This is a genomic window from Rhodopirellula sp. MGV (assembly GCF_002251265.1).
GTDB classification, from domain to species: domain Bacteria; phylum Planctomycetota; class Planctomycetia; order Pirellulales; family Pirellulaceae; genus Stieleria; species Stieleria baltica_A.
In genome coordinates, this window is the sequence record NZ_NPDI01000063.1 from 22,475 (window position 1) to 37,417 (window position 14,943).

Annotated in this window: 15 protein-coding genes; 10 read left to right on the forward strand and 5 right to left on the reverse strand. The window is 55.5% G+C overall.

Translation table 11 applies throughout. The features are described 5' to 3' along the window. Window positions 1–6: 6 nt before the first annotated feature. A complete protein-coding gene (locus CGZ80_RS21775; RefSeq protein ID WP_094417796.1) occupies window positions 7–2,202 on the forward strand; it encodes a suppressor of fused domain protein in 2,196 nt (731 codons plus the stop codon). 34 nt (window positions 2,203–2,236) lie between these two features. On the opposite strand, the gene CGZ80_RS21780 is transcribed toward CGZ80_RS21775, so the two are convergent. The 4 genes from CGZ80_RS21780 to CGZ80_RS21795 form a co-directional block, all read right to left on the reverse strand. Beyond that, window positions 2,237–3,274: a hypothetical protein gene (locus CGZ80_RS21780; protein WP_094417797.1), complete on the reverse strand. Its 1,038-nt coding sequence runs from the start codon at window positions 3,272–3,274 to the stop codon at window positions 2,237–2,239. Window positions 3,275–3,278: 4 nt separating this feature from the next. After that, window positions 3,279–4,400 (reverse strand): hypothetical protein, encoded by a 1,122-nt coding sequence (locus tag CGZ80_RS21785; RefSeq protein WP_143544086.1) that lies wholly within the window; start codon window positions 4,398–4,400, stop codon window positions 3,279–3,281. Between the two features lie 99 nt (window positions 4,401–4,499). Next, window positions 4,500–4,850, reverse strand: a complete 351-nt coding sequence (locus tag CGZ80_RS21790; RefSeq protein WP_094417799.1) for a hypothetical protein — start codon at window positions 4,848–4,850, stop codon at window positions 4,500–4,502. Between the two features lie 106 nt (window positions 4,851–4,956). Then, the gene (locus CGZ80_RS21795; RefSeq protein ID WP_158222806.1) at window positions 4,957–5,982 is read right to left on the reverse strand and encodes a YheT family hydrolase; all 1,026 of its coding nucleotides are present in this window, start codon (window positions 5,980–5,982) and stop codon (window positions 4,957–4,959) included. A 72-nt stretch (window positions 5,983–6,054) separates the two neighbouring features. Here CGZ80_RS21795 and thpR point away from each other — a divergent pair, with 72 nt between their 5' ends. From thpR to CGZ80_RS21835, 8 genes are all read left to right on the forward strand, one after another. Beyond that, complete coding sequence (gene thpR, locus CGZ80_RS21800; RefSeq protein ID WP_094417801.1) at window positions 6,055–6,627, forward strand: RNA 2',3'-cyclic phosphodiesterase; 573 nt, start codon at window positions 6,055–6,057, stop codon at window positions 6,625–6,627. A 164-nt stretch (window positions 6,628–6,791) separates the two neighbouring features. Then, window positions 6,792–7,742 carry a hypothetical protein gene (locus CGZ80_RS21805; RefSeq protein WP_094417802.1) on the forward strand — a complete coding sequence of 317 codons (951 nt, stop codon included), beginning with the start codon at window positions 6,792–6,794 and terminating at the stop codon, window positions 7,740–7,742. Next, the gene (locus CGZ80_RS21810) at window positions 7,739–8,785 is read left to right on the forward strand and encodes a type II secretion system F family protein (protein WP_094417803.1); all 1,047 of its coding nucleotides are present in this window, start codon (window positions 7,739–7,741) and stop codon (window positions 8,783–8,785) included. Before CGZ80_RS21805 ends, CGZ80_RS21810 begins: the two co-directional genes overlap by 4 nt. A 13-nt stretch (window positions 8,786–8,798) precedes the next feature. Beyond that, on the forward strand, window positions 8,799–9,854 hold the full coding sequence (locus tag CGZ80_RS21815) for a type II secretion system F family protein (RefSeq protein WP_143544087.1): 1,056 nt from the start codon (window positions 8,799–8,801) through the stop codon (window positions 9,852–9,854). Beyond that, window positions 9,854–10,279: a hypothetical protein gene (locus CGZ80_RS21820; protein WP_094417805.1), complete on the forward strand. Its 426-nt coding sequence runs from the start codon at window positions 9,854–9,856 to the stop codon at window positions 10,277–10,279. The genes CGZ80_RS21815 and CGZ80_RS21820 overlap by 1 nt, the downstream gene beginning before the upstream one ends. Then, on the forward strand, window positions 10,276–10,806 hold the full coding sequence (locus CGZ80_RS21825) for a type II secretion system protein J (protein WP_143544088.1): 531 nt from the start codon (window positions 10,276–10,278) through the stop codon (window positions 10,804–10,806). Before CGZ80_RS21820 ends, CGZ80_RS21825 begins: the two co-directional genes overlap by 4 nt. Continuing rightward, entirely contained in the window at window positions 10,803–11,198 is a 396-nt protein-coding gene (locus CGZ80_RS21830) for a hypothetical protein (RefSeq protein ID WP_094417807.1), read from the forward strand. Before CGZ80_RS21825 ends, CGZ80_RS21830 begins: the two co-directional genes overlap by 4 nt. After that, entirely contained in the window at window positions 11,185–12,024 is an 840-nt protein-coding gene (locus CGZ80_RS21835; protein ID WP_094417808.1) for a DUF1559 domain-containing protein, read from the forward strand. The genes CGZ80_RS21830 and CGZ80_RS21835 overlap by 14 nt, the downstream gene beginning before the upstream one ends. 34 nt (window positions 12,025–12,058) lie before the next feature. Here CGZ80_RS21835 and pyk read toward each other — a convergent pair whose 3' ends face one another. Further along, entirely contained in the window at window positions 12,059–13,486 is a 1,428-nt protein-coding gene (pyk, locus tag CGZ80_RS21840) for a pyruvate kinase (protein ID WP_094417809.1), read from the reverse strand. A 242-nt stretch (window positions 13,487–13,728) separates the two neighbouring features. Here pyk and CGZ80_RS21845 point away from each other — a divergent pair, with 242 nt between their 5' ends. Then, window positions 13,729–14,556, forward strand: coding sequence for an SDR family NAD(P)-dependent oxidoreductase (locus tag CGZ80_RS21845; RefSeq protein ID WP_094417810.1), 828 nt, complete (start codon window positions 13,729–13,731; stop codon window positions 14,554–14,556). Window positions 14,557–14,943 lie beyond the last annotated feature (387 nt).

Consider the following 14,943-nt stretch of genomic DNA (forward strand, 5'->3'; position numbering starts at 1 on the left):
TAGGCAATGTCAGATCAGTGGTACATCAAAACCAAGACCGGAAAACGCGGTCCGTACTCGATCGCCCAACTCCAACGCTATGTCGATGCGGGGGCCATTCGCCCCAACGCAGGAATCGGTGACGGCAAAAACGAATGGGTCGCCGCGGCAACGATTCCAGGGCTTCTCTTCCCCGAAGAAACACTTCAACAATTCCGCGCGTCTCGTTCCGCCGCATCAGCATCAACTTCTGGCGAGACATCACGGTCGACCACCAGATCACCCGACGTCGATTCTCAAGCGGCCAAAGAACTCGCCCAAAAAGCAGAACAGCTCCGTCAACAAGAAGACGACTTAGGGCAACGTCAAGCCGAACTTGAAAACCGACTGCAAGCCGTCCAAGAATCCGAGCAAGCGTCGCAAGTTCACGAACAGAACTTGCATCAATTCGAGATCAACTTGCAGTCTCGCAACGATTCACTGGATGCTCGAGAACAGGAACTGCTCAGTCGCCAAACGCAACTTGAGCAACTCACCGAACAGCTGAAACAGCGAGAACAGCAAATTGAATCGCTGAGTGTTCAACACCAAGACGCTCAACAAGCATTCGACGCACGCGAAAGCCAACTTCAACTGACCGAGCAAGAACTGAAATCCCAGCTTGAATCGCTCGATCAACGTGAGCAAGACTTGCACGCTCGGAAAACCGAGCTGCACGAAACTGCAGAACGTCTAAAGCAACAAGACCAGGAATATCAAGCCCGTCAGGCCGAACAACAATCCGAGCTGCAATCAGAGAATGATCAACTAAAAGATCGGATCAACAGCCTCGAACGAGAACTTGAGACGGCACTGGCAACCGCACCCATTGATGAAGCATCATCCGAAGAACGTGATCACGAAGCGGAAAGCGACAACGAACTGCCCAGCATCGCCGCCGAACAAGTGGCCCCCGATGACCTGTCGGTCGAAAAGAAAAAGCTGCTCTCGGAATTTGCCGCCCGTCAAGATTCACTGTCGCGGCGCGAGGCCGATCTGATTCGTCGCGAAGACGAATTGCTGAAACGCGAACTGGAACTCGCCGAACCTCCTGCCTCGCCGTCCAGATTTGTCGCCTCGACTCGCAAAAGCCTGCCGGTTAGTACAAAGTCTCGCCAAGTCACTGCCGCGAAACCTTATACGCCGAGCCTTTCAGAAACGGTAAGCTCGCCAACCGTCACACCGGAGCCAGAGAGCATCGCCCAAGAGACCTTTACCGACGACGTCTTGTCAGTTGGCAATCCAGTGTCCGAACCGCCAAACGTTGACACCGTTGCCCAAGATTGGAGCGAGTACCTCTCGCCATCAACCGACGAGCCCGAGGTTTCTGACCAAGCATCGACGATCGAACCAGAAGATAGTCCATCCGAGGACGCAGACCCTTCCAACGACGAAACGCCGGCGTTGCAGGATGGGAATCTGGAAGTCAACAGCTGGGAAGACATCTTCGGCGATGGGAGACGCGAAGACGCGCTCGATGATCCCGTGGAGGCCGAGATCGGCGACGACGCGTTTGAACTAGAGGAGGACCAACAAAGCGAGGAGATCGAGGACGCGTCACGTTCGGGTGTGCTGTATGACCACGATAAAATCGTCGCCTTTCGAAAACAACTGTTTGAAGAGAAATTTGGTCCGTGCATTCGATATGACAGGGACATCGATCCACACATGCCGATCGATGTGCTTATCCATGGACCGCACCAGTCACGTGACTACACGACGCTGGTCACGAGCGGGATGAGCGACCATCCGATCGAAATGCCAAACGGTCAAAAAACGGTTTGTGCCGAACTCGTGTTCTATGCCGCCCACGTTGACGAAACGGCAATTCAGATTTTGCGAGCGGCAGCTAAAGTACCCTACCAACGCAACCAACCATTATCGATTGGGGCGACCGCGACGCTGAATCACCTCAAGGACGTGATGTCAGGCAGCCAACAAAAAGACGCTGTCTATCTTTTGCCCACTGTCCAATCGGACTCAAAACCGATTGCGGTGAAAGAACAACTCGGCCATTCGATCCAATTGTTTTGGCTAGTTACCATCACGGAAGCGGAACGAAAGCTGATCGAAACCAGCGGGATCCACAAGTTTCTTTCCCTACTGCAAAAGAACAAACACGCCGTCTACTTTGACCTGATGCGAGATTGCTACGTCAAACGCAAGGGCTGGTTCCGCCGCTAGGTTTCGCCCCTTGAGTCAGTCGCGATCTGCGGAGTCAATCGCGATCTGCAACTTTGCCATCAACCACATTTCCGGCTTTTTCACCTGCCATCGCAGGATCGCCCCGTTGAGCGTGAGTCAGTTTGGTGAACACATACAACGCGGCGAACGCCACGCCGAAGGCAAGCACGGCATAGTACAGCGGCTGAATATATCGATCCGAAACGTGCCCAAGTGCTTTGCCACCTGATTCCATGGTCCGGCCGATCAGCCCCGCTTTGGTCACAACGATCGGATTACCATCGGCATCGAATACGATCTCGTCGCCACCTAAAATGCGGTCCGACTCGGCCAGGACGATCGTCGTGGTTGCGGCGGTAAAGAGTGTCTTTCCAGGGTTAGCAGCGGCAAAGCGTCCGAGAAAGCCAACCATTTTCTCGGCATCTTGATGAAGCAACCGCATCACACCTGCGCGCTGCGTGGCGGGAAGCGCTGCCAGATCATCGGCGTGTCTTGCGACCGCGATCGCCTGGTCCGTACTCAGTTCACCAGCCAGTTTTGCGCCATCATCGCCTAATGATCGAGCGAGAAAACCGCCGACACCGGGATGCCGCAATTCGCTTTGCAAAACTTTGGATCCGTTCTTGGCAACTGCTTCGGCGAGTTCTCGACCGCTCGCGCCAGCCGACAATCGCGCGAGTGCGGTTTTGACCTGTGCCTCCGGCAATTCATCGAGCGCCGATAGCAGCGGCCGGATTTCTGGAGCGTTATCGAGAGCTTTCAGTGCGTCGGGTCCATGCTTACTGACGAACAACGCGACCTGTTCGGTGGTTTCCTCGCCGCCTTCACGCAAAGCGGTTGTCGCGACCCGCTCAGCCAGCTCCCGGCCGCCGCTACGAGCGAGAAACTCCGTGGCTTCTTCGGCGCCTTCTTTGCCAAAGTATCGCAGCACTGCGCGTGCGACCGCGGCACCGCTAAGCATGCTTGGCGAATATGAAAAGTTTGGCCAGTAATTCGCGTGAGCCGAGTTAGAAATCGTGACTCCGATGGACAAAACCATTGCCAGCGACACGCTACGCCACAAGAGAAGCATTCGATCAGTCTCCAAAGATTGGATTCGTCAGGACAATGGCCTCGAAAAACCGATCACGGTAGGCCCACTGCAATTGTTCACAAACGCTGGGGAGCGCTGTCGCCAAGCCTTCGCGTGACCGAGACGAACCGCCGGTCCGATCGGCATGCTCGCCGTTGATTAACGCCCCTTCCAGTTCGTTCAAGTAGTTGTGCATTTGCGCAGTCAACTTTGCTTCGAACTTCTCCGTCATCCACCAATCAATAATCAACCCGACGGCCAAGCCAACGCCAAAACCGACGGCGGTTCCCACCGGTCCGCCAAGCGAACCGCTACCCGCGCCTGTTGCCGTTGCCCCGACGGTCGCACTCGCACCTGCCGCGGTGCCGATCGCGATTGACGGTGCGAAGCGTGCCAACAGCCCCGCGACAAGCGACTGCGCGGCGAACGCGCCGACTTCGCCGACGACGAATGCTCCGATCATCAATTCCACACTCGCAGTGCCTTGGTGGGCCGCATATTGGCTGAGCGGCCCCGACAGATCACCGAAAAAATTGTCGCCAAGATCGAGCTCGGTATCTGGGACGTCCGCCGTACTCAGCGACGCTTGGATCTGCGACAACAACGAATTCTGATTGGCGATGATTTCGCTGCGGAATTGCATCAACGGGTTCGAGACATCTTCGACCAACTGATCAGCCGAAAACAAATGCTGTTCGAACTTCTGTTGCACATAGGTTTCGACACGGCCGTCGCTTCGCCACCAATCGGCAGGCATGCGTTTGATGATGCCGAAACGCGTGCTGATACTGGTCATGTCTTTCACAAAACCGTCGACGCCGCGGTGGTAATCCTGCAGCACCGCGTGAACGCGTTGGACACAACGATCGGCCGCATCACGGTTATCGTCGCCGATTTCGGCAAGCAACGGTGTGACGCTTGATTCATAGAACTTTGCCCTCTGCAACCGCTGAGCCGACTCAGCAATTCGGGCCTCGTCTTCTACGGTGAGCTCACCCTGGGTCGCTTCGGTACGTTCGACGCGTCGATGCGCATCCCAAGCGGTCACGCCAAACGTCAGCAGCGCGATCAGGACCGCGCCGGCCATTGGGAATCGAAGTTTGCTGCGGCTGGATGGATTGGGCACCGGACCGCTCACCAGTTCAATGCGGTTGGGTTGTAACGACGTCCCACTATTTTAGCGGAAGACTGTCCCAGGCAACCGCGACTTCGGCGGCGGCGGTCATCACGACGCCCAGAACTTCCACTTAAAGCGTTTCTTTGGCGGCGTTGGCTTGGCAGTCGCACCTAAAACGCCCCACTGCTTGGTATCGCCATCGGAAATCTCTGCGACGCGCAACAAGGATGCTTCGCGTAATTTCAAGATTAATCGCGTGTTGCAATCGGTCTGGATGACTTGGACACGTTCTTGGAACTGTGCCATCGCAGACATGATGGCCGAAAGCGCCTGACGCGCGGTCGTTTGTGAACCGAAGTCTTCGATCAAGAAAACGAACTCATTCTTCGGTCGACCGACAACATCGGCAAAACGCCAGCGATCGCCTTCTTGATCCCAGCCGTGATACTCACCGCTCATTACACCGCCCTCATTGTCGCCGAAGTTGCGGCCCCAGACCAAATCTGGTTAACAGCTTACACCAAGTGAACGGAAGAACTCAAAGTGAATCCGGCAAGTCGGCCGGTCAATTTGGCAATCGGCGTGATTCGGCCACCTGGCCGTTTTCGGCGACGTTGCTGGCGACTTCCAGCCATCCATAGAGGCACTCGTCGAGCCAGGATCCGCCGAGCCGATCGACAAACCCGGCGTGCCCCCCGGTCGGTGTCACCAAAAGCTGCGTCGTCGACGGCAGAGCCAATTCCGCAAAACAACCGACCGGCACAATCGGGTCATCTTCCGACGCAATCAACAACGTTGGCCAGCGGTTCTGCGACAGCACGCCGATTGAGCTGCACCGCAGGTAGTAATCGTCAGCGTTTTCAAATCCGCTCAGCGGCGCTGTCAGCCGGTCGTCTAATTCGTAAAGCGTTCGCGGCAGACGGCCGGCAATCGCTTTTTGAAAGTCGCTGCGATTGCGTACCTGATCCGGCAACCCGCGCAGTAACGCTCGAATGAAATAGCGGTTGTAGATCCGCCGTCCGGGACGCAGCATGTTCTTGCAACAGCGTGCGAGATCGATCGGCGGACAGACGGCGGCGACTTTCGCAATCCGGTCGGCCCACTCAGGAGTCGTCTTGTCGTCGGATGGCAGATGCCCCAGCATCCGCAGCAACTGGTTTCCGCCCAGTGAAACGCCGATCCCGTGCAACAGCGCAGACGGGTGACGTTCGGCGACAAATTCGAATGCCGCCTGAACGTCCTCGCTGCGACCGGCATGGCTGATCCCTCGGGCGAGATCGCGGGCATCACCGCACCCCCGACCATCCACCCGGTACACCGTCCATCCGGCTTGGTAGAATCGACTCGTCCAACGAATCATGTAGGGCGACTGATGACAGCCGCTCAGCCCATGAAACAACAGCAGCGCTTTACCATCGCCGTTTCCCGACTGATGCAACACGATCCGATCGCCGTCGGAAAGCGGCAGCTCATGCTTCGTCGAACTCGGCGCAGCGATCGCTGGTCTCCTCAACGAGGCGACCGTCTGTAACGCGCCTCCCCGGTACCATCGGCTGGGAAAAAACGGCGGCGGGTCAAAGTAAGCCATCATTTCCCCCCTGTTTCTGAACCAACCGGCTGTCGATACTGGGCCCATCGATCCTCAAGAATCTTCATTCTCATTATGCAAACGATCCGAAGTTTTATCTCCATCCCCATCACTCCCGGCATTACTTCCGCGGCGACGAAGATCATCAAGGCGCTAAAGCCGGTCGACAGTGGAATCAAATGGGTGCCGCTCGACAACCTGCACCTCACACTGAAATTTCTGGGCGAAGTCGACAACGTCGAAGTGTTCGATGTCTGCACCGCGATTCGCAGCGTCACCAGCCACATCGAACCGTTCGAGTTGCACTTCACCGGGACCGGCGGATTTCCCAACCTCGACAAACCACGAGTGCTTTACGCGGGCATCGAAGACCCTAGCGGGTTGTTGGTCAAAATGGTTGGCGAACTGGAACTGAAACTCGCTGATCTAGGGTTCAAACCCGAGCCACGTGACTACCGCCCCCACCTGACACTTGGCCGAGCTCGCAGCAAAGGCGGTCTAGTCAGCGAGGAGTTGTCCGAAGCAATGCAGCAGTACAGCGACACCCACCTGGGCGACATGGTCGTTGATGAGGTCAACCTGATGGCTAGCTTTTTGGACAAGCAAGGCCCTACCTATCAAGTCATGGACACAATCGACCTCGCCTAGCCCCCCACGCGAGACAACGTTGTAGGGGCAGAATCGCTGTACGGGAAGAATCGTTGCAGGGACAGAATATTTGCGGGCGTGTTTAGATAAATGCGTACCGCTCGCGCATCAGTGTTGCGTCGCTTTTCGACTGAAATGCCGCACCACACCCAATGCGTTCTAACATGTCTGATTTTCCAGCTGATCGCCTGATCTCGCTCAACCGGCAAGCGATCGAAGTGATCCAGCTTGGGATTGAGCTCGATCCGGGGCTTGGCGAGAACCCGATCGACGCCCTTCGGGAGATCAACTCGCGGCTCGAGATCTTTTCCGGCCGCGATACCCTGCCGGAAACTCTGCTCCGTGAGGTTGAGCTCCCGGAAGGCTATCGGCCATTCGCCGAAGCATTGCTGGCCACACGCAACCCGGCCGCCGTGTTCGAAGCGATGGCCATTCGGCCGCGGGCGAATGCTTCTGCCACATTGCCGATTCGCACCATCGCGATTGAACCGGCGCTCATGCTAGTCCTGGGGTTCGTGGTCGTCATGATCCTTTGCAGTTGGTCGGCCCCAGCCCTGATGGCCGAATACGCAATGGAAGAGGCCGAGCCTCCTATGCTGACCAAGCTGCTGGCCAAAGCAGGCGCGGCGATGCCATTCATCGCAACGTTTTTCGTTGTAGCACTGACCGCGGCGTGGCTGATCTGGCGAAAGGCCGTGCCACAGCTGGCCGCGACATTGCCCGGTGCGGAACAACATCAACAGCTGCTCATCCGCCAGGTCGATACCCAGATGACATTGGCGTTGATCGATTCTGGTGTCGATCAAGAACTCGCGAGTCAGCTGACCGAAACCAAACGCGAAAACGCTGGCCTGACAAACGATTCGGTTAACAAATTCGAAAGCGTGACCCACATGGCCAAGCTTTACGGATTCCTGGCACAGTACACACGCGAAGCCACACTGCCGCGTTTCCCAAAACTCCTTGGGATGACACTCTCTGCTTTGATCGTGCTTGGCGTCAGTTTGCTGCTGTTTATCCCCTGGACACAATCGTTCTACTCGTTGACCGACGTCCCGCTCGAGATTTTGCAGCTCTCGGCCCCAACAAAAGAGTTGTCGGAGGTTTCCCGATGAGTTCGTCCGTTCACGGAGAATCGCCAACAGCCACTTCATCGCTGCTCGGTCGAATCACAGAAATTATCAACAGTGACCCGGCGTGGGCACAGCGGCTGGATCAAATCGCATCCACGATCCCCGACCAGTCGATCCGACGGCGTTTGAAATCATTGTCTGCAGCACTCGACCGACAGTGTTCGCCAGCCGAACTGGTCCAACGTTTTCCGAACCTGTATTGGCTGTTGACGCTTCGTTCCAAATCAGCCTCAGCCGACGCGACCACGCTGATCCTGGAACAGACGGCCTACCAATCCACGACAACGCATCGTCGGATGCAGCACCTCGCTTACCCGATCGCGGTTGCGACGTTTGCAATGTTGATCGGGATTGCAGTTCTGTACTTCATTGTGCCGAACTTTGAAGACATGTTTCTAGAGTTCGACTTGCAACTCCCGCCAATTACTCGTTTCGTGATTTCCGTTTCCGGCTTTGTTTCGGCGCACCCAGCGTACGCCATTGGACTTGGGATTCTGGTCGTGATCTCAAGCGTCGCCGCCATCGCGGGCCTGAAACATGGACTCACACAGTCTCAACTGGTTTCATTTTCAAATTGGAATGACATTCCTGATCGACACGAACTGGCTCGACTTGCAATTCAGCTTGCCGAACTGTTTGACGAAGGGGTGCCGTTTGAAGAAGCGATTCGTATTGTCAGCGACTGCGTTGCACATCCGGGGCTTCGACATAGCCTTCGCGCAATTGCGTATCAGGCAGCGAGTGTTCCTCCGTCCCAATTGAAACTCACCTCCCGTCAATTCGAAGGGCTACCACCCAACTTCGCCTTGGCGATCGAGATGGGTGGCGGTTTAGAACTGGCGAATCGTGACACGACATTGTTGCGAACACTTTCTGACAACTACCAAGAACTTGCCGTGACGCAGTCCAGCCTGCTGACACTGGCGTTCGGCGTACTAACGATCGTCGGTATTGCATTCTTTGTCGGCTTCACCGTCATCGCGATGTTTCTGCCTTTGGTGTCCCTTATCAGTGCGTTGTCCTGAGGTTGAAGTCGAAATGAAAGGGAAACGACGCTTGCTGCCGAGCGGTCTCATCGACGATCCGGTCGCCACTAAACAACGATCACTTTTGCGGTTGCTGTGGGTTGCGTACAACCGCGCTGTACCGCCCGCAACGCTGATCGAAAACATGGCGTTGGAACATCCGGGGCACTACGAAAACAAACTCAAACGCTTGTCGATGTGGCTAAAAGCGGACAGCCCGCTGGGCTCAGCGCTTTCCCATACGCCTGGTGTCATAAGCGAAGACGACACATTGCTGATCCGATGTGGCGCCGACGTCGCTTCGAATGAACAAGCGTTGAAATTCTTGATCGACCACGATCACCATCCACTCGTCGAACGTAGTCGTCCACGAATCATTCATTCGATCGGCTACGCAATCTTGATGCTGTTCATTGCGATGATGATCCTGTTGTTTTTGGGAACATTCATCCTGCCGACGTTACGGCAAATCGTTGAAGAACTTGAAATCAGACCTCCCGCCGCGTTGATGTGGTTGGACTGGCTGATCAATGGTCTTTCAGGCATTTGGCAACTCGCCATTTTTCTGACAATGGGATTTGTTTTCTCGCTTCTCTTCGAAGACGTCCGGCAATTTCTGAAAAGTCGTCCAATCGTTCGTCGTCTGTTTCATTACTCCGCCGACGAACACGCGGCATTGCTAAAACTGTTTGCCTTTCCGATTGGTTTTCAACTGTCGCTCGCCAAAACAATGACATCGGCGGCACAACATCATCCGAACCGCACGATCCGCGCAAAACTGCTCCGCGTGCGCAACCAGTCATCGGACGACGCAGAACTCTGGCATTCGCTCGCGCGACACCGCCTGATCGCCCCGTCCGAAGCACAACATCTGTCACAAATCAGCGACTCTGGCGTGCTTTCTTGGACGCTCATTCAGTTGGCAAATCAAAAGAAAACACGGACGGCGTTTCGGCGTGATCGAATCATCGGCGTGCTGCAGTACCTGCCAGTCTTTTTTGTTGCCGTACCCGTCATCGTCAGTGTCTTGGCGATCTTTATGTCACTCACTTCAATGGTGACTCTCTAATGAAATCACCAACCAACCCAAACAAGCAACGGCGCGATGGCTTCACCGTTTTAGAAGCTCTCGTCGCGATGGGGCTGGCTGTCGCAACGCTCGGCGTGTTTGCACCGATGGCGCTGCGTTCGGCAAGAACTTGGAAAGAAACCACTCAGTACCAGCTCGCCACCGACGAACTGTCCGCCATGCTCGATCGATTGATCGTGCTGGATGACGATCAACGCTCCGAGGCATTGGAATCACTAACTGTTCGAAGTGAATTATCAAGCAGGCTTCCCGGCGCAACCCTCCAGGGCAAAGTGATCGTCGTCGATGACGAACGACGATTGGAACTGAAACTCAACTGGCAGCGAATCGGAAATCCGCCGCCCGTCAAATTAGTTGGCTGGATCACAGCTAACCCGTCCCCCGAAACGCCGGAGGAATCATGATGCGACACAAACGGCGGCGACAAGGCGGGTTCACACTTCGTGAATTGATGATTGCGGTCTCGCTCTGTTCGGTGATCACGACGATCACCGTCGGAACAGTCCACCAAGCATTTCGTTGGTCGAGCACCAATCACCGGCGTCTCACTGACGACCAAACGTATTTCAACTTGGCATCGCAACTGCGTCGTCACATTCACGAATGCGACCGGGTGATCTCCACCGACGAATCGAACGACACCACGAGTTTGCGACTGCATCTGGTCGATGGCAGTACGGTCGAGTACGCCGTTGATGAACAAACCATCAAGTTCGCACAACTGCGTGACGAACAGGTTGTGGCAAGTGAACAGTTCCGCTGGCGGATCCCACGTCACTCTCATTTCGATTGGGACATCACGAACAACGAAGTCGGTCTGGACATCACGACCGTGACACCCTTTGCCGTCTCTCAAACGCCGGTTTGGCGATCGTTCCGTGCGACATGCGGAATTCGAGTTCGCTACCTCAACCAGGAGCTGGACTCATGAATCAAAACAACAGCGAAAATCGATCCCGTCGTGGGACGATTACCGTGATGGTCTTGGCGTGCATGGCAGTGGTCACATCACTGTGTATGAGCATGCTGATGTCGGCCAATCGCTCACGCCATGAAACGAAGCTTCGACACCAGATGTTGCAAACCGAACGTTTTCTTGATGCCGCAGTCGCACGCGCCGCCCGGAAATCGCGGAATGACTCCGAATACCGTTCCGAAACCTGGACAACAGAACTCGAATTTTTTGGCCGCAAGTTACCAGCCACTGTGCAGATCGAGATTGACGAATCAATGACGATCAATGTGTCCGCAACGCTGGGCATATTCCCGAACATCACCACACAGTCCTATCATTTTCAACTGAGTCCCAATGATGAAACGTAACGCATTTACCTTGGTCGAATTGTTGGTCGTGATCGCGATCATCGGAATACTGATCGGACTGTTACTGCCCGCAGTCCAAGCGGCTCGCGAAGCCGCGCGACGGATGTCCTGTTCAAATAACTTGGTGCAGGTGACCTTGGCCGCCCATCACTTTGAGTTTGCGATGGACCACCTTCCTAATGGGGTCACCGACGACAGCGGCCCAATCCGCAGCGAGATTAACGGCGGTAAACACATCGGCTGGATGACGCAGGTTTTGCCCTACATCGAGCAACAAACCGCTTACGGCAAGATTGATTTTGACAAAAGCGTGTACGACGAAGCGAACGCAGAAGTCCGCAACTATCGCATCGCGACATTCCTCTGCCCATCGAACGGATATCGGTTACGCGATTTTGGCAACGAAGCCGTCGCAACCAGCAACTATGCTGGCTGCCACAATGACGTCGAGGCACCGATCGATACCGACAACACGGGCGTTTTCTATCTCAACAGTGCCACGCAATTTTCGGAGATCACCGATGGCACGACCAACACAATCTTGCTCGGCGAAACGCTCGGCGATCATGATGGCTTAGGTTGGATGAGCGGCACACGAGCCACGTTACGCAACACGGATCACTTCGAAGCGATCTCTTTGCAAGATTATCTTGATCAAGAGTTAACGGCCAATGATGTCGGCGGATTCAACAGTCCTCACACCGGCGGCGCAAATTTCGCTTTGGCCGATGGGGCGGTTGTTTTCTTGTCCCACGGAATCGATCCCCAAATCTATCAATACATGGGGAATCGATCCGACAATCAACTGTTACAAGAGAGGGAATAGAGTCGTCTCTTGCCGAACTTGCAAAGCGGCGATGTTACTCGACAGAGTGAACAACAACCGAGTTGTGCGCTTTCTCGACGACACCGCTGCCGGTGACGAAGACGATTCGGTCACCTTTTTTCAGCTGACCATGCTCCTTGCCCCATTTGCAGATCTGTGCGCGAATGTCGGCTGGGCTGGCCATCTTTTCGATACCGACGGGCCGGATCCCCCAAAACAATTGGATCCGTCGCAGGGTTGCCGGGCAATCACTGACACCGAGGGTCGGAATCGAGCTACGTGATTTGCTTTTCACCCAAGCGGTCCCGCCCGACCGTGTAGCGATAATAATCATCGCCGCGTCAATCGCTTCGGCAATACTGATTGCCGCGTTCGTCACCGCAGTCGTGATCGGATGCACGCAGTGGCTGACTGAGTGATTGATTTCGTGCACCAAGTTGCTTTCCGTCACTCGCATGATTCGGCTCATCACTTCGACCGCCTTCACGGGGTGATCGCCGACTGCGGTTTCGCCACTCAGCATACAAGCATCTGCACCGTCCAAGATCGCATTGGCGACGTCACTTGCTTCGGCCCGTGTTGGTGTCGAATTGTGGTGCATCGACTCCAACATCTGCGTCGCGACGATCACAGGTTTCACCTTCTCTTTGCAGACCTGGATGATTCGTTTCTGCGCCATCGGGGTTTCGGCGACATCGATTTCGACACCCAAATCCCCCCGAGCGACCATGATGCCGTCGGCCGCATCGACGATTTCTTCAAGCTGCTCAAGCGCTTCAGGTTTTTCGATTTTGGCGATCACAAAGGCTTCACTTTCATGAGCCTGCAACAGATTCTTCAACGAATAAACATCTTCGGCGCTGCGAACAAACGACAAACTGATGAAGTCGATTCCGTTTTCGGCAGCCCACATCGCGTTGCTGATGTCGTTGCGTTGCAAGCTCGACACAGAAAGCTTGACGCCCGGAAGGTTGATTCCTTGTCGGCTACGAACTTCACCGGCAGCAGTCACACGGCAGACCGCGCGATTCTCGGTGACCGATTCGACAACCAACGCCACCATGCCGTCGGCCAACATCACCGTGTTGCCAGGTTCTAATTCCGCAATCAGCTTGGGATAGTTTGCCGTGACTTCGAATTCGTTCTCTGGTTCGCCTTCACGAATAAAGGTCAACTCTGCCCCGACATCCAGCTGTAACGGTTCGGAAAGCAATTCACCCAATCGGATCTTCGGTCCGGCGAGGTCCAACAGTACCCCTGCGGGACTGCCAACCATTTCCGACGCTTTGCGGATCGCATGCAGTTTTTGTTCGTGGTCAGGGATCTTGCCGTGCGCGGTGTTAATTCGGAAAACATCCACACCGGCTCTAATCAGTTCGGCCAATCGTTCGGGGGTGTCGCATGCAGGTCCGACAGTTGCAACGATCTTGGTACAGGATTGGTGAATCGCGGGCCGCGCCATCTTTCAAGTTTCCAGTGGGAATAGACAAGTGATCGCTGCAAGTTTTACCTTGAGCATCACATTTCGCAATCGTCACCCACCGCGCCAGTCGACGACGGAAACTTGATCGCCACGGTTGTTGGCGTAGAGGGTAGCTGACATGCTTTCGTGGCTCCCCAACATCCTTGCCGCACGCCTGAGTTATTTTCCAACCCACCCTGCACTGCCTCTCTCCCCCGCCCTTCACCGCATCCTCATCTTTCATGACAAACACATCGATCAAGCCTGTCAAACCGGTCGCGATGGTCACCGGTGCTTCCGCCGGACTGGGGCTCGTCATTGCGACCGTGTTTCACCAACGCGGTTATCGGGTCATGCTCGTCGGCCGTGACAACGATCGGCTGCGTGCTGCTGGGAACAGCATTAGCGATGACAACGACGCTGTGATGTGGTGCATGGGTGACGTGACACGTCCCGATGATTGCGCGGCGATTCGAGACGCCTTGACCAACAGTTGGGGACGATTGGATGTGCTCGTCAATTGTGTCGGCGCAAGCGATCGTGGCTTGACGATGGAATTGGACGCCAATCGATTGCGTGAGTTGATCGATGCGAATGTGATCAGCACTTTGGTTTGCACACAGGCGATGCAACCGCTGCTCGGTGAATCCGGCGGCGCGATCGTCAACATCGGATCGCTAGCTGGAAAAGTCGGCGCCCGCTACCTCGGTGGTTACAACGCCGCCAAACACGCGCTCTCGGGACTGACCCAGCAAATGCGTTTAGAACTTCGTGATCAAGGAATCCATGTCGGCTTGGTCAGCCCCGGACCGATCCGTCGTGCTGACGCTGGACAACGCTATTCGGAACGGACGGGTGGGGCACTGCCTGCGAGTGCCGCGGCGCCAGGTGGCGGAACGAATTTCAAAGGTCTGGATCCCGAACGTGTTGCGGACGCCGTCTTTAAAGTCGCGACGCAACGCCTGCCCGATTTGGTTTTGCCGGGATACATGCGTCTGCTGATCACGATCGGCAATGGCATTCCCAAACTCGGTGACTGGCTGCTGCTGAAATTCACCAAGGGAAAATAGTGCTGACTCGTCCGGGCATGAGCGAACGACGGCAGACGCACCAAGAGAACGTCAGTCGCCCCCAAATCGGACGATGAACGGTTGATAGCAACCGCGACGATTAAGCAATCCGTTTTTGGCTTTGTCGATCATCAAGGTCGCCAGATTCTTGGCAACCGACTATACTCCGGGTATCCCACCTGCGGCCCCCATTTAGCCGCACCCACCCCCACCTGCCAGCCAACGGGCTCCGGTTTGCCGTTGGACACCGATTAGCGTTTGCGACTTAAACGCGACGTTCACCCTGGTGAACGCTCAAGGTGTTCACCTAATTGGTTCTGTCTGGCATGACCCTCGTTGTTGGTCATACTCGGTCGCACATTACGTTCGGCTTTGTTTCCTCACCCC

Coding starts and splice junctions, on each gene's coding strand:
- CGZ80_RS21775 (WP_094417796.1), top strand. CDS start 7: ATGTCAGATCAGTGGTACATCAAAACCAAGACCGGAAAACGCGGTCCG.
- CGZ80_RS21780 (WP_094417797.1), bottom strand. CDS start 3,274: ATGCTTCTCTTGTGGCGTAGCGTGTCGCTGGCAATGGTTTTGTCCATC.
- CGZ80_RS21790 (WP_094417799.1), bottom strand. CDS start 4,850: ATGAGCGGTGAGTATCACGGCTGGGATCAAGAAGGCGATCGCTGGCGT.
- CGZ80_RS21795 (WP_158222806.1), bottom strand. CDS start 5,982: ATGATGGCTTACTTTGACCCGCCGCCGTTTTTTCCCAGCCGATGGTAC.
- thpR (WP_094417801.1), top strand. CDS start 6,055: ATGCAAACGATCCGAAGTTTTATCTCCATCCCCATCACTCCCGGCATT.
- CGZ80_RS21805 (WP_094417802.1), top strand. CDS start 6,792: ATGTCTGATTTTCCAGCTGATCGCCTGATCTCGCTCAACCGGCAAGCG.
- CGZ80_RS21810 (WP_094417803.1), top strand. CDS start 7,739: ATGAGTTCGTCCGTTCACGGAGAATCGCCAACAGCCACTTCATCGCTG.
- CGZ80_RS21815 (WP_143544087.1), top strand. CDS start 8,799: ATGAAAGGGAAACGACGCTTGCTGCCGAGCGGTCTCATCGACGATCCG.
- CGZ80_RS21820 (WP_094417805.1), top strand. CDS start 9,854: ATGAAATCACCAACCAACCCAAACAAGCAACGGCGCGATGGCTTCACC.
- CGZ80_RS21825 (WP_143544088.1), top strand. CDS start 10,276: ATGATGCGACACAAACGGCGGCGACAAGGCGGGTTCACACTTCGTGAA.
- CGZ80_RS21830 (WP_094417807.1), top strand. CDS start 10,803: ATGAATCAAAACAACAGCGAAAATCGATCCCGTCGTGGGACGATTACC.
- CGZ80_RS21835 (WP_094417808.1), top strand. CDS start 11,185: ATGATGAAACGTAACGCATTTACCTTGGTCGAATTGTTGGTCGTGATC.
- pyk (WP_094417809.1), bottom strand. CDS start 13,486: ATGGCGCGGCCCGCGATTCACCAATCCTGTACCAAGATCGTTGCAACT.
- CGZ80_RS21845 (WP_094417810.1), top strand. CDS start 13,729: ATGACAAACACATCGATCAAGCCTGTCAAACCGGTCGCGATGGTCACC.